18 protein-coding genes and 2 pseudogenes are annotated in these 19,206 nt (G+C 64.3%); 11 read left to right on the top strand and 9 right to left on the bottom strand.

The window, feature by feature from the left end; all coding sequences use genetic code 11:
• Window positions 1-144: 144 nt before the first annotated feature.
• Window positions 145-468: a hypothetical protein gene (locus A5651_RS26465; RefSeq protein WP_369803981.1), complete on the bottom strand. Its 324-nt coding sequence runs from the start codon at window positions 466-468 to the stop codon at window positions 145-147.
• A 177-nt stretch (window positions 469-645) separates the two neighbouring features.
• Window positions 646-900: pseudogene (locus A5651_RS21120) on the bottom strand (low molecular weight phosphatase family protein); the annotation flags it as partial.
• A 323-nt stretch (window positions 901-1,223) separates the two neighbouring features.
• Between A5651_RS21120 and A5651_RS21115 the strand changes: the two are divergent.
• Complete coding sequence (locus tag A5651_RS21115) at window positions 1,224-2,018, top strand: cutinase family protein (protein ID WP_066985570.1); 795 nt, start codon at window positions 1,224-1,226, stop codon at window positions 2,016-2,018.
• An 86-nt stretch (window positions 2,019-2,104) separates the two neighbouring features.
• Here A5651_RS21115 and A5651_RS21110 read toward each other — a convergent pair whose 3' ends face one another.
• Complete coding sequence (locus A5651_RS21110; RefSeq protein WP_066985497.1) at window positions 2,105-2,845, bottom strand: SDR family NAD(P)-dependent oxidoreductase; 741 nt, start codon at window positions 2,843-2,845, stop codon at window positions 2,105-2,107.
• Between the two features lie 318 nt (window positions 2,846-3,163).
• Here A5651_RS21110 and A5651_RS21105 point away from each other — a divergent pair, with 318 nt between their 5' ends.
• The 5 genes from A5651_RS21105 (at window position 3,164) to A5651_RS21085 (ending at window position 8,817) form a co-directional block, all read left to right on the top strand.
• Window positions 3,164-5,671, top strand: a complete 2,508-nt coding sequence (locus tag A5651_RS21105) for a SpoIIE family protein phosphatase (RefSeq protein ID WP_082943893.1) — start codon at window positions 3,164-3,166, stop codon at window positions 5,669-5,671.
• On the top strand, window positions 5,671-5,997 hold the full coding sequence (locus A5651_RS21100) for an STAS domain-containing protein (protein WP_066985491.1): 327 nt from the start codon (window positions 5,671-5,673) through the stop codon (window positions 5,995-5,997). Before A5651_RS21105 ends, A5651_RS21100 begins: the two co-directional genes overlap by 1 nt.
• 68 nt (window positions 5,998-6,065) lie before the next feature.
• The gene (locus tag A5651_RS21095) at window positions 6,066-7,679 is read left to right on the top strand and encodes a DHA2 family efflux MFS transporter permease subunit (protein ID WP_082943892.1); all 1,614 of its coding nucleotides are present in this window, start codon (window positions 6,066-6,068) and stop codon (window positions 7,677-7,679) included.
• Between the two features lie 173 nt (window positions 7,680-7,852).
• Window positions 7,853-8,146, top strand: a complete 294-nt coding sequence (locus tag A5651_RS21090) for an ANTAR domain-containing protein (RefSeq protein WP_066985486.1) — start codon at window positions 7,853-7,855, stop codon at window positions 8,144-8,146.
• Between the two features lie 14 nt (window positions 8,147-8,160).
• A complete protein-coding gene (locus A5651_RS21085; protein WP_231988775.1) occupies window positions 8,161-8,817 on the top strand; it encodes a L,D-transpeptidase in 657 nt (218 codons plus the stop codon).
• Window positions 8,818-8,845: 28 nt separating this feature from the next.
• On the opposite strand, the gene ponA2 is transcribed toward A5651_RS21085, so the two are convergent.
• A complete protein-coding gene (gene ponA2 / locus A5651_RS21080) occupies window positions 8,846-11,302 on the bottom strand; it encodes a transglycosylase/D,D-transpeptidase PonA2 (protein WP_066985483.1) in 2,457 nt (818 codons plus the stop codon).
• 91 nt (window positions 11,303-11,393) lie between these two features.
• Here ponA2 and A5651_RS25050 point away from each other — a divergent pair, with 91 nt between their 5' ends.
• The gene (locus A5651_RS25050) at window positions 11,394-11,591 is read left to right on the top strand and encodes a hypothetical protein (RefSeq protein ID WP_156663096.1); all 198 of its coding nucleotides are present in this window, start codon (window positions 11,394-11,396) and stop codon (window positions 11,589-11,591) included.
• Window positions 11,592-11,632: 41 nt separating this feature from the next.
• On the opposite strand, the gene A5651_RS21070 is transcribed toward A5651_RS25050, so the two are convergent.
• Window positions 11,633-12,331 (bottom strand): PAS and ANTAR domain-containing protein, encoded by a 699-nt coding sequence (locus tag A5651_RS21070; RefSeq protein WP_082943889.1) that lies wholly within the window; start codon window positions 12,329-12,331, stop codon window positions 11,633-11,635.
• Window positions 12,332-12,672: 341 nt separating this feature from the next.
• Window positions 12,673-13,458, bottom strand: a complete 786-nt coding sequence (locus A5651_RS21065) for a SigB/SigF/SigG family RNA polymerase sigma factor (RefSeq protein WP_066985477.1) — start codon at window positions 13,456-13,458, stop codon at window positions 12,673-12,675.
• A gap of 156 nt (window positions 13,459-13,614) precedes the next feature.
• Between A5651_RS21065 and A5651_RS21060 the strand changes: the two genes are divergently transcribed.
• Entirely contained in the window at window positions 13,615-14,988 is a 1,374-nt protein-coding gene (locus A5651_RS21060; protein ID WP_066985474.1) for a wax ester/triacylglycerol synthase family O-acyltransferase, read from the top strand.
• A 5-nt stretch (window positions 14,989-14,993) separates the two neighbouring features.
• Window positions 14,994-15,728 (top strand): TIGR02206 family membrane protein, encoded by a 735-nt coding sequence (locus A5651_RS21055; RefSeq protein ID WP_066985556.1) that lies wholly within the window; start codon window positions 14,994-14,996, stop codon window positions 15,726-15,728.
• A gap of 46 nt (window positions 15,729-15,774) precedes the next feature.
• Here the strand turns inward: A5651_RS21055 and A5651_RS21050 are convergent.
• Window positions 15,775-16,417, bottom strand: a pseudogene (locus A5651_RS21050) (LLM class flavin-dependent oxidoreductase).
• A 200-nt stretch (window positions 16,418-16,617) separates the two neighbouring features.
• Here A5651_RS21050 and A5651_RS21045 point away from each other — a divergent pair.
• Window positions 16,618-17,208 (top strand): rhodanese-like domain-containing protein, encoded by a 591-nt coding sequence (locus A5651_RS21045; RefSeq protein WP_231988774.1) that lies wholly within the window; start codon window positions 16,618-16,620, stop codon window positions 17,206-17,208.
• A gap of 76 nt (window positions 17,209-17,284) precedes the next feature.
• Window positions 17,285-17,701 carry a hypothetical protein gene (locus tag A5651_RS21040; RefSeq protein ID WP_156663095.1) on the top strand — a complete coding sequence of 139 codons (417 nt, stop codon included), beginning with the start codon at window positions 17,285-17,287 and terminating at the stop codon, window positions 17,699-17,701.
• Window positions 17,702-17,710: 9 nt separating this feature from the next.
• Here A5651_RS21040 and A5651_RS21035 read toward each other — a convergent pair whose 3' ends face one another.
• Window positions 17,711-17,995 carry a hypothetical protein gene (locus A5651_RS21035; RefSeq protein WP_066985467.1) on the bottom strand — a complete coding sequence of 95 codons (285 nt, stop codon included), beginning with the start codon at window positions 17,993-17,995 and terminating at the stop codon, window positions 17,711-17,713.
• 10 nt (window positions 17,996-18,005) lie between these two features.
• On the bottom strand, window positions 18,006-19,199 hold the full coding sequence (locus A5651_RS21030; protein WP_066985553.1) for an amidohydrolase family protein: 1,194 nt from the start codon (window positions 19,197-19,199) through the stop codon (window positions 18,006-18,008).
• Between the last annotated feature and the right edge of the window lie 7 nt (window positions 19,200-19,206).

The raw sequence follows: 19,206 nt of genomic DNA, 5'->3' as shown, positions 1-19,206 counted from the left end.
TGTCGAGATCGGTGAACGAGTTCGCGAGCATAGTCTTTTGCACATCGGTACGTGCCTGAACCCGTTCGTAGGCGGAGCGCAGGCCGTGCAGCGCTTGATCGGCTGGCGGGTAGGTGCGCCCTCTTGCCGCTTCGTCCCATTCGGTCAAAGCGGCTTTCTCATACTCCAACAGTGCGCCTCGTAACCGGTCGCTGTCGGGTTATCGAACACGTCGAGGTGGCTGGCCAGTTGAACCCCGGAAGCCCCTTCAATTCGTGCTCTTCCATCTGCGTCGTTGATCTGGCCCCACATCGCGGAGACGACAAAGCCTATGAAGAACGCGAATACGAATCCGATGACGCCAAAAGCGAAGCGGATCACGTCGTTGTGCTCTTCACCCCGAAGCCCGAGGAACCTGCGACGCACAAATATCTGGACGAGAATGACAGTTCGGTGACGACGACAATGACGCCGCTCAACAGCAGCCACGAGGGTATATGGCCAACCACGCACTCACAGCCGCACCTCCCTGACAGGGTTCCCGTCGCGCAGTACGGGCCGAGTTCTCGTCTGTATGTGCGGGTGGTTGATCTGATACCGCAATCCGCAATATTTCACGAGACTGGCCGTTGAGCCTTCGGGTGCTGGCAACAGGTCAATTCGCGGTCATTTCAAGGGCCGTGCACGGATGCCGAGTTGATTCAAGAGTGTGCGCACCCTGTTCTCAATCTGGTCGCCGATCGGTCGCACAGCGTCAACCGGTTGGCCGGCGGGATCTGGCAGCGTCCAATCCTCGTAGCGGCGACCCGGAATGAACGCGCATGTGTCACCGCAACCCATTGTGACCACAACGTCGGCGGCTTGAAGCATGTCGTCGGTCCAGCGTTTTGGTTGCTCGGCTGTGATGTCGACGCCTTTTTCAGCAGCTGCTGCACCTGAGGACGCCGATGGAACTGGCGGTCAACGCCCCATTCGCGTGCACATTTGGTCACAGTTACAGGTAAATCCGGTCAATTCGGTCAGTCCCAGTGAGTCCCGGTGAACGTGTATCGCCAGGTCAGACGAAGCGGGCCAGACACCATGGCCCGCTGTTTTGTCAACGGACAGGCATGCGATTTCGCTGTGAGAACGCAGCAGATGCTCCCTTTCTGCTGGTTACGAAGTAAATTCCAGGGGTGATCTCCCACTGCGGACCTAGCTCGTGGGCGGCGAATGCGCGGTCGGTCCAGCGTGGCGCTGTTGCACTGGTCGCAGTCGCCGTTCTGCAGTGTGTTCCGAACGCCGTGCCGGTCGCATCAGCCGCAGACTGCGCCGACGCGGAAGTCGTGTTCGCCAGAGGTACGGACGAACCCAAAGGCATGGGCCTAGTTGGCGCTGCTTTCGCCGACTCGCTGCGCGAGCAGGCTTTCGGGATGGACTTCGCGACGTATGCGGTGAACTACGACGCGGGCAAGTTGCAACTGAGCAGCGGTGCCGGCGCCAAGGACGCGATTTCGCACATCAAATCGACGGTGGCGTCGTGCCCCGAGACCAAGATCGTGCTCGGCGGATATTCGCAGGGCGCGAATGTCGTCAACATCGTCGCGGGTAATCCCATCGTCGGCATCGCGTGGGGTGAATCTCTCCCGTCCTCCCTGGCGGGCAATATCGCGGCGATTGCCACCTTCGGCAACGTCGCCAACCGCGCAGGTACCAAGCTTCCTTCGGCGACTGCCCTGTATGCCGGTAAGGCGATTGACCTCTGCAACCCTGCAGATCCGATCTGTCACGCGGGCCCCGGCAACGCATGGAGCGGGCACACTCAGGGCTACGTGCCCGAATACACCACGCAGGCAGCGGCTTTCGTGGCGTCCAGATTGTTGACTGGGACAGACCAAGTTCCGGGCTTCGGGCCGCCAGGTTATGGCTCGCAAACGCCGCTTTACGCGTCGCCGCCGCAGGGCTCCGATCACATGCCGCCCGGCTATGACGCGTCGGCATCGACATCTGGGGCACAGGCCCCTGGGTGGAACCCCTCGGTGGTGACCGGCCTGCCCTGAGCAGGGGCTTGCCAATACACCGCGTGCCGCATCTGCCGTGCTGCGGGTGCACCTCGAGGATTCGTTGGCCTATCTGAAAAGGCGACTCAGCCGGCACCTTTGCCGTTGTCGACGCGATAGACCGCGCCGTGGACGGCGGCGGCAGCGTCGCTGGCGAGAAATGCGATGACGTTTGCGACGTCGAGGGGTGCCATCATGCCGCGCGGCGAGGCCGTGCGCAGAATCAGGTCGAAGTCGGCTTCGTCGGGGACTGAGAAGTTCTCGATCTGCGGTGTCATCATTCCGCCCGGGCACACCGCGTTTACGCGCAAACGCGCAGCGGTGTACTCCACAGCCAGCGCTCGGGTGAGCCCGATCAGGCCGTGCTTGGCGGCGCAGTAGCCGGTCGAATACGCCTGGCCTTCGACGCCGGCGATCGAGCCCACGTTGACGATGTTGCCGCCGGCTGCGAGCAGGTGGGGAAGTGCTGCGCGGCACAAGAAGAAGGGCCCGTTGAGGTTCACCGCGAGGTCGTCGGCCCAGTCGTCGTCCGTCATGGATTCGGTGCGGCGCATCCGATGGCTGCCGGCGATGTTGACCAGCACGTCGAGTCTTCCGAATTCGGCGACACAGCGCTCGACCGCGTCACGGCACACCGCCGCTGACCCGATGTCGCCTGCGGTGTAGGCGCCCGATTCGACGTCGGCGAAGACTTGCGCCAGCCGATCGGTGTCTCTGGCGATACCGAAAACCGTTGCTCCGTCCCGGGAGAACAGCCGCACGGTTTCGGCGCCGAGCCCCGACGAGGCCCCGGTCACCAACGCGACTTTGCCCGCTAGCGATGACATGCCTGCGTATATACCACTCGGCGGGTGAGCGGCCCTGCAATCCTTTCGGCGCGGGCGACGTTGGCCTACTTCCTTTGCTCCGGCCTGCTGAACCAGAGGGGGCGCCCCTCCCAGTGGACACCGGCCGGCGTCGCTGCCGATCCAAAGAGCCTTTGCGGCCCTCAAGACGTTTGAACGTTGCTGCTCATGGCTAGTCAGCCTTGGCGCACGTTTCCGGCGCCACACCGTATCCGCCGGACGAGGAATAGGTCTCATCTATGAGCAAGGGCCGGAACGCCGGCACCCAAGCGGCGGTCTTATTCTGCACTGGTGAGCCGAATGTCTGAGCAGTTTGACGCGCTCGCCGCGGCCCGCAATCGAATGGAACAGCTTCTGCGGGTGATCGTCGAAATCGGTTCCGATCTGGACCTCGATATCACGTTGCACCGAATCGTCGATGCGGCGATGGAGCTCACCGGAGCACCGTTCGCAGCGATGTGCATCCGCGGGTCCGACGGCAACCCCGCCTCGTTCGTGCACTCGGGTATCGACGACCAGACCGCGAGGCTGCTGGCCGAACTCCCGGTAGACGATGGCTTCCGGATAGGTGATCTGCGCACCGATCCGCAGGCGTCCAGGCTGAAGGCTGAGGGTCTGTCCCTGCGGGCGGTTCTCGGCATTCCGATCATCGTCCGGGGAGCGAATTTCGGCGATCTTTACCTGACCGACGACCGGCCAGAGCGGGTGTTCACCGATTCCCACGAAGGCGCCGTGCGAGCATTGGCCACCGCGGCAGCCGCCGCAATCGACAACGCGCGACTCTTCGAGCGTGAGCGCGAGTCGGCGCGATGGACGAAGGCCAGTCGCGAGATCACGACGGCGCTATTGTCCGGCGACCCCAAGATCGGCCCGCTGCAACTCATCGTGAATTTGACGCTGGAATTGGCCGGTGCGGAGCAGGCGATTCTGCTGGTTCCGAAAGAATCCGAGCTGGCCGGCAACCCGGTCGACACGCTTGTTGTCGCCGCTACAGCGGGCAGGTATGCCTCCGAAGTCATCGGGCGACAGGTTCCGATAGACGGCTCCACCACGGGTGGTGTCGCCCGCCGCGGGATACCGCTAATCACCGACTCTTTCCAGTATCCGATCGAGGGGTTCACCGATGTCGGTGAACGGTCGGCCATTGTCATGCCATTGATCGCGCACGACGAGGTGCTCGGCGTGATCGCCGTCGCGCGCGGCCCGCAACAACCAGCCTTCGGCAACGACTACCTCGACCTCGTCAGCGACTTCGCCCGACACGCCGCTATTGCCTTGGCGCTGGCGGCGGGCCGCGAACACGCGCTCAATCAAGAACTCGCCCAAGCAGATACCGTCGATGCCGCACTGCACGCCGCAGCAGAAGAGCTGCGCCGGCAATGGCGGGCACGGCGTGTTCTGGCGGTGACATACCCGAGCCGCAGCAGTACTTCCGGCGAAACCGCTTATGACACACCGCAACTCGTGTCAGTTGGCGAGCTCGCGCAGTGGTCTGATTTGTCATCCCGGACACGCGAGGCGCTCAGTTCACTGCGCGACGGCGACCTGCTGACCCCGACCGTAGCGGAGCCGGGCACCGCGGGCATCGCGCTGCAGCATCCGGAGGGTGTGCTCGTCGTATGGATCGATCTCGCCGAGCAGCGTCCGTTCACGCTCGAAGATCAGACCCTGCTGACGGTGCTGGCAGGACGCCTCGGTCAGGGCCTGCAACGCGTGTATCAGGTGGATCAGCAACGCGAAGCCGCCCTCGCGCTTCAACACGCGATCCTCGGTCCGGCTCAACTTCCCCGCGGTTACGCGGTGCGATATCAGGCCGCGACGCGGCCGCTTCAGGTCGGTGGTGACTGGTATGACGTCGTCGATCTCGACGACGGGCGCGTCGCACTTGTGGTCGGCGATTGCGTCGGCCACGATCTTGCCGCCGCCACCGTGATGGGACAGGTGCGTAGTGCCTGTCGCGCGCTACTGTTCGACAACCCCAGCCCAGCAGCAGCTCTGGCAAGTATGGACCGTTTTGCCGCGCGTCTGCCCGGCGCCCAATGCACTACCGCCGTCTGCGCAATTCTCGATCCGGACACCGGGGAAGTCGTGTATTCCAGCGCCGGCCATCCACCGCCCGTCCTCGTTCATTCCGACGGTGCCACCGAGATGCTCGACGGCGGCCACACCATCGCCTTGGGAATACGACCGAACTGGCCGCGTCCCGAAGCGCGAGTCACCATCCCGCCGCGTGGGACTCTGGTGCTCTATACCGACGGTTTGGTCGAACGCCGGCAGAGCGCCCTCGAGCAGGGCATCTCTCGCGTTGTCGGGCACGTTCGGGACGGCCGCGCCTTGGCGCTGGACGACTTGGCCGATCAGATGATGTCCGATCTTGCGCCGAGCGGCGGCTATCAGGACGACGTTGTCCTGCTGCTGTACCGGCAGCCGGCCCCGCTCGAGCTGAAATTCCCGGCCGACGTTCGTAACCTTGCACCGACCCGAGCCGCTCTGCGCAGCTGGTTGACCCGGGCTCACGTGGACGCCGATCAGACCATGAACCTGCTCGTAGCGGCTGGCGAAGCCGTTGCGAACGCCATCGAGCACGGCCACCGCGATAATCCGGAAGGCGTGATCACTGTGGAAGCGACCGTGCAGGTCGACCAAGTACAGCTGAAGATCGCCGATACGGGCTCGTGGAAGCCTCCCGGGCCAAAAGATGTCCGCCGCGGCCGAGGACTTCCGCTCATGCGAGGGCTCATGCACGACGTCACGGTCACTCCTGAGGCCACCGGGACCACGGTCCACCTAGCCGCAAGGATCACCTGATGTCTACGCCGCTCGAACTAGGCACTGTGCGCCGCAACGACGGCGAAATCGTGCTGACCGCAGTCGGCGAAGTGGATTTGAGCAATATCGACCCATTCCGCGACGCGCTACAGGATGCCATCGACCAGGCCGCAGGCAAGACGCTCACCGTCGACCTCAGTGCTCTCGGCTATCTGGACAGCGCCGCCGTGAACGCCTTGTATCTACATGCCGAGCACATTCGCATCATCGCCCATCCGCATTTGATGTCCATCTTCACCATTAGCGGCCTGGCTGAACTGACCACGATCGAACCCGCGGCGGCCGCAGAAGCCGACGTCCCCTGACGGCCTGTTTGAACGCCTCCTGAGCCGGGAATCTTTAGCGGGTCTAGCTGTTCTTCAGGAGGACGCTCGTGGTGCATCGCGTCGACAACCCAGTGCCGCGCGGCCCCGGCGCCGGGCCGGATGCGCCTCGGGGCGGCGACGAGTATCCGGATCGTCTCGACGCTGGGCTTCTGAAGATCACCAGCGTCTGCGTGCTGGCCGCCATCATGACGATCCTCGATACCACCGTCGTCAACGTCGCGCAGCGCACGTTCATCAGCGAGTTCCACTCATCTCAAGCGGTCGTGGCGTGGACGGCGACCGGTTACACGCTCGCGCTGGCTGCCGTCATTCCGCTGACGGGCTGGGCGGCGGATCGCTTCGGAACCAAAAGGCTTTTCATCGGCTCCATCGTGTTGTTCACCGCAGGCTCCCTGCTGTGCGCGATGGCCGGCGACGTCACGCAGCTGATCGCGTATCGCGTCATCCAAGGGCTGGGCGGCGGCATGCTCATGCCGTTGACGTTCACGATTCTGACCCGTGAGGCCGGCCCCCGACGCCTCGGGCGATTGATGGCGGTGTTGGGGATTCCGATGCTGCTGGGGCCGGTCGGCGGCCCGATCCTGGGCGGCTGGCTCATCGACTCGCACGGATGGCAATGGATCTTCCTGATCAACGTGCCGATCGGAATCGTCTCAGCCCTATTAGCGGCCGTCATCTTCGCCAAAGACCGTCCGTCGCCGTCGGAGTCCTTCGACTTCATCGGCATGCTGCTGCTGTCACCGGGCCTGGCGAGCTTCCTGTACGGGGTCTCGTCGCTGCCTGAACACCCCCACGTGACCGACCGGCACGTATGGATACCCGCGACGATCGGCGTGGTTCTCGTCGCGGGTTTCGTCGCGCATGCGCTGCGGCGGGCCGCCCATCCGCTGATCGACCTGCGGTTGTTCAAAGACCGGGTGATGGCGATTGCAAACGCCGCCATGCTGGTTTTCGCCGCCGCCTTCTTCGGCGCAATCCTGTTGTTGCCGAGCTATTTTCAGCAGGTCTTTCATCAGACGCCGTTCCAGTCCGCTGTTCATATCGTCCCTCAGGGGCTCGGGGCAATGATCACCATGCCGATCGCCGGTCGCATGATGGATCGGCAGGGCCCGGGAAAAATCGTCCTCGTCGGGATCACGCTGATGTGCGCCGGGATGGGCACATTCGCTTACGGCAGCTGGCAGCAGGACGCCTACTTCCCGGTGCTGGTGACGGGACTTGTGGTATTCGGTTTGGGGATGGGCTGCACGATGATGCCGCTCTCCGGCGCGGCCGTGCAGACCCTGCGACCCGAGCAGGTCGCCCGCGGCTCGACGCTGATGAACGTCAACCAGCGAGTCGCCGGCTCCATCGGCACGGCGGTGATGTCGGTGATCTTGACGAGTCAGATCTCCCGGAGTGACGCGCTGGCGGCCGCCGGCAAGGCTGCGGCGCTTGAAGAATCGGCCCGCACGAATGGGACGCCGGTGAACCCCGCCGCCCTACCGCCGGAGGTGCTTTCGCCCGGCTTCGCAGAGCGTGTAGCACACGACCTTTCCCATGCCTACACCCTGGTTTTCGTCATCTCGACGGTACTGATCGCGTTGGCTTACCTCCCCGCGGCCTTCCTGCCGAAGGCGCCCGTCCGTGAAAGCCAAAGCGCCCCAGCAGCGATCGGGTGATCGCCTTCGAACAAGGTGACATAGCCACGGTGCTGTCGCAGACCGATCACGGCTGGGTATCGATGCGTTCAACCGTCTGGCTGCGACGGTGAGCTGACCCAAAATGGGTTGAGCACTGTCCCGGCACGTCGGTCTCACGCATGGGCGCGCACAATCAAAGCGATAGGAAAGATATGGCAGCCCAGTGGGTGCCCTCCCAAATTTCGCCGGATCCGCAAGGCGGGCGGATGCTCGACACGGCCCTTGGAATCTTGATCGGGCTTCGACGGTGCCGTTCGGACGCAGCGTTCGACGAGCTGCTCTGCGCGGCGCAACGTCACCGGGTTTCCATCTGCGACATGGCGTGGGGGTTGGTGAATCTGACCTGCGGCGGCACCTCATCACCAGAGGCCGTCGACGCCGCGCAGTCGGCCGCGCGCCGGGAATGGGGCCGGCTGCTCGCCGCGCCCGCGGTGGCGCGCTGTTGAAAGTGCCTGGCGAGGTGAGGCTCTCAGCACTGGTGGCGCTGCTGAGCCTGGCGCTGGCTGTGCCGGCAACGGCGGACCCTGCGGCCAGCGCAGGCCAAGCCGCGCAGTGGATTGTCGTCGGCGTTCCGAAGGCCAACGCGACCACGGGAACGCTCACCGCCTTCCAGCGGGCCGGCCAGCAGTGGAAGGTGGTCCTGGGACCGACGGTCGCCAAGGTCGGCGAGCTCGGCGTCGGCGCACCCGCTGATGGCGTCCACCGGACTCCCGTGGGAACGTTCGCATTCGATCAAGCCTTTGGACGTCAACCCAATCCGGGCACCGCGATGCCGTACTTCCAGGCGACGAACCAGGACTGGTGGGACGAGGAGGCCGGATCGCCCACCTATAACACTCATGTACGCGGCTCGCGCAGCCCCTCGTCAATCGCGGAGAACCTCTACGACTCCGGTCCCGTGTACGACTACGCGGTCAACATTGCGGTGAACCCCCAGCGCATACCGGGACGGGTGTCGGGGATCTTCCTGCACGTGACCGATGGCAGCCCGACCTGGGGGTGCGTGGCCGTCGGCCGCGACGAGATGCGTTCCCTGTTGAAGTGGCTCAACCCTGCCGCGTCCCCGCGCATCACCATCGGCGTGGGGACGCCGACCGCGGCCGCATCGGCATCGTGACCGGCCCGCGGGGTGACCGGCCCGCGGGTCACGGCGGCGGCGGTGGTTCTTCCGGCCCGGCCGGCGGCGGTCCCAGCAGCGGGACGGTGATCGGCGGCAGGCCGGGAATCTCCACCACCGTGGTACCTACCTCGGGCGGGGGACCTCCGGGTGGTGGTTCCGGCGCGCGCTCGACGGGAGGCGGTGCGGGCGGTACCCCGTTGCTGACGTTGATCGTGATTATCGACCCCGGGAAGGTTTGACCACTCGGGTTGGTCCCGACAACCGTGCCGCTAGACGCTCCACTGTTCACCCATGAGGTCTGGTCGGCGACCTGGAAGCCCGCGTCCTTGAGACGCTGACGCGCCTCATCCAGTTTGAGCCCCGATACATTCGGCACCCGGCCGCCCGGCGCACCGTCGACATAGATCGGATCCGTTGGCGGAAGGTGGATTTCGCCGAAGTCGTTGGCGATCGGCTTCATCGCTTCGAACCAAGTGCGCGCGGGTTCGTTGCCGCCGTACAGGTCGCCATTGCCGCAGACGCGCAAGGGGAATGAGCAGATTCCGGACGGGTCGCTGTTATCGGCGAAGATGTAGTTGGCCCCCGCGTATTGGTTCGTGAAGCCGAGGAACGCCGATGATCGGTGGGATTCGGTGGTACCGGTCTTGGCCGACACCGGCAGGTTCCAGCCCGCCGAGCTGGCGGCGCCGGCCGCGGTGCCTGGGCTCTGGCTGTCTTTGCTCAGCGCGTTGGCGAACGTGTTGGCGAGCCCTTCGGGGACTGCCTGGTCACACGGCTGATTCTCGAACGATATTTCCTTTCCGTGGCGATCGAAGATCTTGTCGATCGGGGTGGGCGGGCACCACACGCCGCCGGAGGCCAGAGTCGCCGCAACGTTGGCCAGCTCGAGTGCATTGAACTGGTAGGGGCCCAGCGTGAACGAGCCGGTGTTCTGTCGCTTTATGAAGTCGGCCAGGCTTTCGTTGCTGCCCGGGTCGTAGGCCCGCGCCGTTCCGGGAACGGCGTAGGACCGCAGACCCAGCCGGACCGCCATATCCACCGCGCGCGGCACGCCCACCTGTTGGATCAACTTCGCGAACGCAGTGTTCGGCGAGGTCGCCAGAGCATCGGTGACATTCATCGACCCGCGGTAGTTGCCCGCGTTCTTCACACACCAGGTCTCCTTGGGGCAGCCCGGGGTATCGCTGCTGCCCATCCCTTTGGCCTGAAAAAATCCAGGCACCTGCAACTGAGCATTGATGCCCATACCCATATCGAGCGCGGCAGCGGTCGTGAAGACTTTGAACACCGACCCGCCGCCGTCGCCGACCAGGGAAAACGGCTGCTGCTGCACCGTCTCATACGCATCGCCGTTGAGGCCGTACGCCCGGTTGCTCGCCATCGCCAGGACCCGATGGCTGTCCTTGCCGGGCTTGATCACGTTCATCACGCTGGCTATTCCGTCGAGCGTCGGGCTCGCGAATTTATTGATCGCCGATTTGACGGAAGCCTGCACCTTGGGATCCAACGTGGTGCGGATCAGGTACCCGCCGCGGGCAACCTGTTCACGGCTGATGCCGGAGTGGGAGAGGTAGTCGAGCACGTAGTCGCAGAAGAACCCGTTGTCGCGGGCCGAGATGCACCCGGACGGAAGTTGCTTCGGCTGGGGGAGTACGCCCAGCGGCGCGGCCTTGGCGGCGCGCAACGCGTCAGCTTGGTCCGGAATATTCTCGATCATCGTGTCCAACACGACGTTTCGCCGCTCCAGTGCGGCCTCGGGATGGGTGTAGGGGTCGAGCTCACTCGTGGAGCGCACCATTCCCGCCAGCAGCGCGGCCTGCTGCCAGTTCAGCCGGGAGGCGTCGACGCCGAAGTACGTCTGCGCGGCATCCTGAATGCCGAATGCGCCGTTGCCGAAAAACACCAGGTTGAGGTACCGGGTCAGGATCTCCGACTTTGGCAGTGACTTGTCCAGCGTCAGCGCCATCCGTATTTCCCGCAGCTTGCGCGCCGGCGTCAGGGCGGTAGCCGCCCGCCTTTCGGCGTCGGTCTGCGCCGTCACCAGCAGCTGATAGTTCTTCACGTATTGCTGCTCGATGGTCGAGCCGCCGCGGGTGGCGATGTTGCCCGACAAGTAGCCCGACACGCCGGTCATCGTGCCCTGCCAGTCCACCCCACTGTGCTCGGTGAACCGCTTGTCCTCGATCGAGACGATCGCCAGCTTCATGGTGTTGGCGATCTGGTCGGTCGGCACCTCCCAACGGCGCTGCGTGTACAGCCAGGCAATGGGGGTCCCCGCGGCGTCGACCATGGTCGTGACCTGCGGGACTTCGCCCTCGAGAAGTTGCGCGGAGCCGCCGGCGACGACTTCGGAGGCGCGGTTCGAGAACAGCCCGATGCTGCCGACGACCGGGAACATGAAGGCGGCCACGAGGACGCCCGCCAGCAGGCAGCAACCTGCCAACTTGCGAACAACCCCCAGGACCGGTTGAGGCTCCGGCATGCCCCCAGGGTAAACGGGGCCGTTCCGTGGGCCCCGCAAACTTGCCTGACCGATGAAAAACCGTGCCGTTTTGTCTCCGGATTCCGCCTTCGTGGCGACTACCTGGTCAAGCGCTGCGCACAACCATGAGCATTATTCGCACGGACCCGGCACCAACGAGTGGCAGCCCTTCGCGCTGCCCGCCAACTGGGAGTACGACCTGACGATCGTTCGGGCCGCCCCGCAGTTCCGCGACTGGAACGGGAGGATCACCTGCGACAACGGCACCAGCACGACGGCGACCACCTGATAGTCACGGTCCGGGCGGATCTCGTTGTTGTCTTCCAACCGCTAAGAGTCAGGCCCCGCCAGGGTCATCAAGAAGTGGTCGACCGGTCCCCGCATTGCGTTGGGCGTGTCGACCAGTGACGGCAGCGTGGTGGCCACCTCGGTCGCGATGGCATTGAGCTTCATATTCGTCTCTTGAGAGCGCCACCGCAGTATGTCGAAGGCGGCGTCGGGGCTGATGTGGTAGAGCAGCATGAGCATGCCCTTGGCCTGCTCGATGACCGCGCGATGGGCGACGATAGCGTCGAGCTCATCACCGAGCTCGTCCTGAACGTCGTCCCTGAACGCCTCGGTGACATCGACATAAAACCCGCGCGTCGCACTGACGTCGCCGGTGTCGTTGGTGACAATCTCGCCGACGACCACCACGCGGCGGATCTCACCCGACGTCGTCCGGATCCGATGGCGGCTGCTGAACGGCGCCGACGAGCGTTTCAGTAGCGCCTTCACCTCGGCGAGGTCGTCAGGGTGCTTGTGGCTCAGAACGAGTTCGGTGGTCGGCTGGACCTCACCGGGCTCATAGCCGTGCATCCGGGCAACCGCGTCGGACCACGTCCAGGTATCGGTGTTGTAGTTGTACTCAAATCGCCCGACGCGCTGGGGCGGACCGCCAAGCAGCGCCTTGTCCAGAATGCCCGCGGCAAGTCCGTCCGTGCCGGTTTCGGATTCCGGCTGATGGCTTCGACCACGATTCACGGTCATTGCCTATCACATGGCCACCGCGCCAGCAGTGTTTCGGCAGGCTCTGCCAGCTGACGCGAAGCCCGCGGCGGGCGACCATCGCCCGCACGCCGTCGACGAGTGCCATGCGGCGGAACCTTTTTCGCAGGATCCCGCCCGCGATCACCCCGCAGCAGAAGCCGAGCAGAAAGGGACCGCGTGCTCGTCGCTGCCTCCGGCTTGCCAGCGCCCACCCGAGAGATGCGGACGCGACCGCCACAGTCGCGATCAGCAGCAGCGGCACCATCCCATCGATTCTTCACAACGGATCGTCTCCGACACCGCCCGTGACAGGACCGAACCCGAATTGTTAGCGACGCAGATCAGACCGGCTCGGGTACCAGGGCTTGTCTGCGCAACGTCGCCAACGATCGCGACAGCAGTCGCGACACATGCATCTGGGAGATGCCGAGCCGTTCCCCGATCTGGGTCTGGGTCATGTTCTCGAAGAACCGAAGTCGGAGCACGAGCTGCTGACGTTCGGGCAAGGCCGCGATCAGCGGGCGGACGGTTTCGACGTCGAGAACCTTCTCATAGTTGGCGTCGACATCGCCGAAAGTGCCTGAGACCGTTTTTCTTTCGGAGTCATCGTCCGCTCCGAGCGGTGCATCCGACGACAAGGTGCTGTAGGCGCTCGATGCGATCAATGCCTGCACGATCTCTTCTCTGTCGACACCGAGGTGAGTGGCAAGTTCGCTGGAGGTCGGGGCGCGGTTGAGCTGTTGAGAGAGCTCCTCGCGGGCCTTGCGGAGCTGCGCGTTGAGCTCTTTTAGCCGCCGCGAAACCTTCACCGACCAACCGTGATCGCGAAAATGCCTGCGCACCTCTCCCATCATGGTCGGCACGGCGAACGCCAGGAACTCGGCTCCGTTGTCTGCGTCGAACCGGTTCACCGCGTTCATCAGACCCACCCGGGCGACTTGAACAAGATCGTCGTACGGTTCACCACGGCTGCTGAACCGCCGTGCGATGTGGTTGGCCAGCGGTAGGCACTGCTCGATGATCAGTTCCCGCTGGTGCCGGTACTCCGGCGACTGCGCGTTGAAGGTGCGGAGGTGGCGGAACATGTCCGTCACATCGGAGTATTCAGAGCGTGATCGTTCGGTCATAGGCAGCCCTTCGCCGCGCCGCTTGTTAATACGGCTCGGAGCTGAACCTGAGACCCGCAGGAGTTCGGCGACCCCGCGGTTTGATTAGTTCAACACTACGCCCCTTTGCCGGCATCTTCGCTGCAAAGCATTGTCAATCGGCGGTACCGTCGGGCGATGAAGTTCATCTCGCCGACCGATGCGATGTTCCTCGTGGGCGAATCCCGTGAACACCCCATGCACGTCGGAGGTCTTCAGCTCTTCGAGCCGCCCGAGGGCAGCGGCCCCGACTTTGTTCGTGAGTTGCACGAGACGATCGTCGAGAACGACGAGTTCCAGCCGACGTTCAGGAAACACCCCGGCAAGTTTCTCGGCGGCATCGCCAACCTCGCCTGGGCCTTCGACGACGACGTCGACATCGACTACCACCTACGCCGGTCGGCCTTGCCGCGTCCCGGGCGCATCCGCGAGTTGCTCGAGCTGACGTCGCGGCTGCACGGCACCCTTCTCGACCGGCACCGGCCTCTCTGGGAGGCGAACCTGGTCGAGGGCCTCGACGACGGACGGTTCGCGATCTACACCAAAATCCACCATTCCCTGCTGGACGGTATCTCCGCGCAGCGCTTGACGATGCGGTCCATGACCACCGACCCCGACGACGGGGACGTGCGGGTGCCATGGGCGCTGGCTCCGAAGCGCGGTGGCAAGCAGCCGGGGTCCTCGATGCTGCAGTCGCTCACGGGCGCGGTCGGGTCGATCGCGTCGCTGGCTCCCTCCACGCTGTCGGTAGCCCGGGCCGCCCTGCTGGAACAGCAACTGACGCTTCCGTTTCGCGCACCCAAGACGATGTTCAATGTCCCGATCGGGGGTGCGCGTCGGGTGGCCGCACAGTCGTGGCCACTGAGCCGCATCCGCGCCATCAAGTCCGCTTCCGGCGTCACCGTCAACGACGTGGTGCTGGCCATGTGCTCAGGAGCGCTGCGGGCCTACCTCATTGAGCAAGACGCGCTGCCGGCCACACCTTTGGTGGCGATGGTTCCGGTCAGCCTGCGCTCGCAGGCGGAACAAGACGTGGGCGGCAACATGGTGGGCACCATCCTCTGCAACCTTGGCACCGATGCTACCGACCCCGCCGCGCGACTCGAGGCGATCAACGCCTCGATGCGCGACAACAAGAAGGTCTTCGCCGAGCTGCCGCGCACGCAGGCGCTCGCACTGTCGGCATTTTTGATGTCGGGCATCGCCCTGGCGCTGGTGCCCGGCTTCGTCGCATCGGCGCCGCCGCCGTTCAATATCGTGATTTCCAACGTGCCCGGTGCACGTGAGCCGCTGTACTGGCGAGGGGCCCGCCTCGACGGCGCTTACCCGCTGTCGATCGCCCTCGACGGCCAGGCGCTCAACATCACGCTGACCAACAACGCCGACAACCTCGACTTCGGCTTGGTGGGCTGCCGCCGCAGCGTGCCACATCTGCAGAGGCTTCTGGTCCACCTCGAGGACTCGTTGGCCGACCTGGAGAAGGCCGTCGGAGTCGGCGGGAACGGGAGTTGATCGAGATGGTCTCTGCGCAGCGGGAATTCGTGGCTTACGGTCCATCGCACCTTGTAGTGCTGGCGATCTTCGTCGTCGGCGCCGCACTTCTCATCGTGGTCGGACGACGGCAGGACCCGTCGCAAGCCCGCATTCTCGCCCGTGTCCTGGCGGTGGCCATTGTGGCCGCTTTCGTTGTGGCTTTGGTGTACAAGCTGATCCGTTTCGACATTCAGACCTCCATACCGCTGCAGCTGTGCGACATCGCCGAAGTCACGGCGGCCTATGCGTTGTGGTCGCAACGGCATTGGGCCTTCGCGCTCGCCTACTACTGGGGTCTGCTGCTGAGCTCCCAGGCGTTGATCACACCCGACATCGGGACACCGCAGGAGGGGGCACCCGACTTCCCGAGCCACCTCTTCCTGACGTTCTTCACGCTGCACGTGCTGGTCGTGTGGTCGGCGATATATCTCACCTGGGGTCAGCGGAACCGGCCGCGATGGCGCGACTACCGCTTCGCCGTACTCGTGACCCTCGGGTGGGTGGCATTCACCTTCGTCTTCAACGTGATTGCGGGCACGAACTACGGATACCTGAACAGAAAGCCAGCCACCGCGTCAGCACTCGACATCTTGGGGCCCTGGCCGATATATGTGCTAGCCGAAATGGTGATTGTTTTGGTGGTGTGGGCCTTGATGACCTGGCCGTGGGAGCGTCGGCGACGGCATGTCGACGAGGCGGTTCTGGTCGCGCGTAGTTGACCGACTCGAACCACTGCCACAACGTCTTTCGACAACTGCGTCGTCGTCACCCGTTGTCCCGCCAAGTGATCACCTGTTTGAGAGGTGACGTAGTAGCCGTCGTCGGACGTGAGCTCGACCTGGAATAGTGTGACACCTGCTTCGCGGAAGGCGTCGGCGCTCTGCGCGTTCTCCCAGAGCGTCGAGCGCTCGATGTCGGCACCGTTGCGGCCGAATGTCGCCGCCAATCGACGACGCGGTCGCTCGACCTTCGAAAAGCGTCGAGATCCTGGAACGCGTGCCAGATGTCGGCGTGCCTCGCAACGGCGGGCAGCGAGCGCTTCGGCCCCGTGCCGCCGATCAGGATCGGGATTCTGCGCAGGGGTGGCGGGATAAGCGCGGCGAGCCGGTTCTCGATGCGGACGAGGCTTTCATCGAACGGATCGAAGCGAGAGCTGAAGGTGTGAGGTGATCTCACCCCACGACGCGAGCGCCGTCCAACCCTCGAAGTTGGCGACATCGGGCTGCTCGTCTTTGAGGATCGGCTTACCGTCGACGATGCCCCGCATTGCCGGGCGGTGGAAGTGGTCATAACCGAAGATCACGTCGACGCCGAGATCTTCGGCGGCCAGGACGGCGTCGCGCCATGTGCGGTAATCGGGCGTGCCGCCGGGCTGAATCTGAACGGCAACGCGAACGGGACCAGTCATGACAGCTCCTGAAGCGGGGAGGGACGACTCCTGAGCCAAGTTCGAAGGTGCACGGTTTATTCCGGACGACGCGTCGTGACCGCTGGCCAGCCTGGCGAGGAATCAGCGTGAGCAAAACACGGCCGACATCGCGCCGAACGGGGTAGGGACACGAGGTCGGTCGAGAAAGTCAGGAGGCATCGGTGTCAGTGAATTCTGCAGTGGCCAATCGCATTACCTCAGAGGAACTCCGGGCGTTGCTCACGTCATCCGCGCCACCGCGGGTGATCGATGTGCGGACCCCGGCGGAGTTCGAGACGTCCCATATTGCGGGCGCTGTCAATGTGCCGCTGGACGTCGTGGAGAAGAACCAATCGGAGGTCGCATCGCGGCTCGGCCGAGATCGCGACGTGGTGCTGGTGCGCCGCACCGGTCAACGCGCGGCGAAGGCCGATCAGCTGCTACGCGGTGCAGGTCTCACCGGCGGTCGCGTCCTCGACCACGGTGTTGCCGGTTGGGAGGGCCAAGGTTTCGAACTGAACCGCGGGGTCGAACGGTGGGACCTCGAGCGGCAGGTGCGTTTGGTGGCGGGATCGGTTGTGCTGTCGTCGATCCTGGGCAGCGTCGCGGTGCCGAAGCTCAAATGGGTGGCGGCCGCCATCGGTGGCGGCTTGACCTACGCGGCGGTGAGCAATACCTGCGCGATGGCGTCCCTGTTGTCGAAACTGCCTTACAACCGGGGCGCGACGCCTGACACTGCCGCGATCCTGACCAAGCTCGGGGCCTCCCGAGACAGCAGGACGGCAAGCTGATTCCCCATTCTCACCTCCGACCGGCCACCGATGCGGGAGTATTTGCTGCAACGACCGGGTGACGGAAAGGGATGCGATGACACGGTTCATCATCGGTGCAGCTCTAATAGCTCTGCCCGCAGTGGGCCTCATGGGGGCGGCGCCTGCGAACGCCGACCTGACACCCGGGATCTATCTCTACCGGAGCGTGATGGCCAACGGTGTCACCACCGACGTCAGGCTCCGAGTCGACGACTGCGGGCCGGGCTGCATCAGCTTGTTCAATCTCGACACCAATACCGATCAGGGGCAGGCCAGAATTCAAGGCGCGCAGTATGTGTTGGACCAGTTCGTGCCGGGCGGTGCCACATGTGCCGACGGACGTGCCGTCGACATCACCGCGCGCTACACGTTCAACCTCGACGGTACGAACGGCTTGTACACGCTCAACGGCCCGAATCCCTGCGAGGCGGGACCAGTTGGCAACACCACGTTCACGTTGACGCCTGTGTGACGCTCAAGGCTACGTCACCCACCGATCGACGAGGTCGGCCCACCGGCCGGAGATGGTCTTTTCCAACTCACCGCGGCGGCGACGGGTGTTGACGTCGTCCGGCTCGATGGCGCCGACCGCCAACCGTGCCACCTCCTCGAGCTGTTCACGCTCGAGCCCGAACGCCAACAGGGCGTCGAGGTCCTGGCCGGTGTGGATCTCGTCGGGTAGCCCGGAACGGGCGAGAAGCACCGCGGCGTTCTTTTCGCCGACCTCCAGCAGCATGGCGACCAGGCTGGATTTCTCGACCTTCACGGCCTGACGGTCAGGCCGGCCGGCGGATGGACAGCCGGAGACCATTGTCGCGCATGACGGTTCGGCTCTGCTCGGGCGTGTAGTCGAAGTTCTCGAGGTCTTTGAGGTAGGACGCGGGTTCGGCCAAACCTTCGACATGCGGGAAGTCCGAACCCATGATGATGCGGTTGGCACCCAACAGCTTCAACAGGCTCGCCAGTTCGTCCTCGTAGAACGGCGACACCCAGACGTGGCGCTTGAACGTCTCACGCGGGTCCTCCTGGTAGATGAACGGGATCTGGCCGTAGGACTTCGTCAGCTTCTCGAAGAGGTGGAACACCCACGCCGAACCACTTTCGATGGAGGCCATCCTCAGGTTGGGGAACCGCAGGAACAGCCCGTTGTGCAGATGGTTGGCGAATGTGTCCTGCAGCGCGTCACCGGAGAACAACGACCGGAAGCCAAGCAGCGCTTGGAAACTCATCATGTAGTCCGGCTCACCCCAGGCTGGCATGAACTTCGAGTAGTAGGTCTCACCGGAGTGATAGCAGACGGTGATGCCCGAATCGTTGGCCAGCCGCCAAAAGTCGTCGAACATCGGGTCGCCGGGGGCGCGCATCCCGACGTCGGTTGAGATGGGCCCTGGGATCATGACGATGAATCGGGCGTCGCGTTCCAGTGCCCATTCGAGTTCGGCTACAGCGTTGTCGGGCTTACACAGCGTGATGTAGGGCGCGGCGAAAATGCGTTCCTGGTAAGCGAATCCCCAATCCTCTTCCATCCAGCGGTTGAACGCGCGGAACGTGGCGACCACCGCGTCGAGGTCGGGAAGCAGGGCCTGCTCCATCCCGACGCCAAGCGTCGGAAGCATGATGCAGCCGGCCATGCCCTGCTCATCCATGAGCGCCAGGCGGGCATCGCGGTCGCGGTAGGCCGCCGGGATGGGCTCGAGATCACCGAACAGTGCGTTTAGGTCTGCGCCTCTGGGGTTTCGGCCACGGAAGTACTCGTCGAGCGCACCCGGTTTGCCGACCGGGTCGAACGTCGGGTTCGGAATGAATCGGTTGACCTTGCCGCCGACGATCAGCCGCTGCTTGCCGTCGATCTGCGCCCACTGGATGGCCCGCTTCTTGAACTGCGGTTCGATGTGCCGGGTGAACGCATCCAGCGCCTCGTAATAGTGGTTGTCACAGTCGAAGAAGGTGAACCCCAGTTCGGTCGCCATGATGGTC

This window comes from Mycobacterium sp. 1274761.0 (assembly GCF_001668615.1).
GTDB lineage: Bacteria > Actinomycetota > Actinomycetes > Mycobacteriales > Mycobacteriaceae > Mycobacterium.
The sequence above is the reverse complement of the archived record's forward strand: the minus strand, read 5'-3'. Positions and strand labels throughout refer to the sequence as shown.

Coding starts and splice junctions, on each gene's coding strand:
- A5651_RS21090 (WP_066985486.1), top strand. CDS start 7,853: ATGGCAGCCCAGTGGGTGCCCTCCCAAATTTCGCCGGATCCGCAAGGC.
- ponA2 (WP_066985483.1), bottom strand. CDS start 11,302: ATGCCGGAGCCTCAACCGGTCCTGGGGGTTGTTCGCAAGTTGGCAGGT.
- A5651_RS21105 (WP_082943893.1), top strand. CDS start 3,164: ATGTCTGAGCAGTTTGACGCGCTCGCCGCGGCCCGCAATCGAATGGAA.
- A5651_RS21110 (WP_066985497.1), bottom strand. CDS start 2,845: ATGTCATCGCTAGCGGGCAAAGTCGCGTTGGTGACCGGGGCCTCGTCG.
- A5651_RS21070 (WP_082943889.1), bottom strand. CDS start 12,331: ATGACCGTGAATCGTGGTCGAAGCCATCAGCCGGAATCCGAAACCGGC.
- A5651_RS21055 (WP_066985556.1), top strand. CDS start 14,994: ATGGTCTCTGCGCAGCGGGAATTCGTGGCTTACGGTCCATCGCACCTT.
- A5651_RS21065 (WP_066985477.1), bottom strand. CDS start 13,458: ATGACCGAACGATCACGCTCTGAATACTCCGATGTGACGGACATGTTC.
- A5651_RS21060 (WP_066985474.1), top strand. CDS start 13,615: ATGAAGTTCATCTCGCCGACCGATGCGATGTTCCTCGTGGGCGAATCC.
- A5651_RS21030 (WP_066985553.1), bottom strand. CDS start 19,199: ATGGCGACCGAACTGGGGTTCACCTTCTTCGACTGTGACAACCACTAT.
- A5651_RS21100 (WP_066985491.1), top strand. CDS start 5,671: ATGTCTACGCCGCTCGAACTAGGCACTGTGCGCCGCAACGACGGCGAA.
- A5651_RS21040 (WP_156663095.1), top strand. CDS start 17,285: ATGACACGGTTCATCATCGGTGCAGCTCTAATAGCTCTGCCCGCAGTG.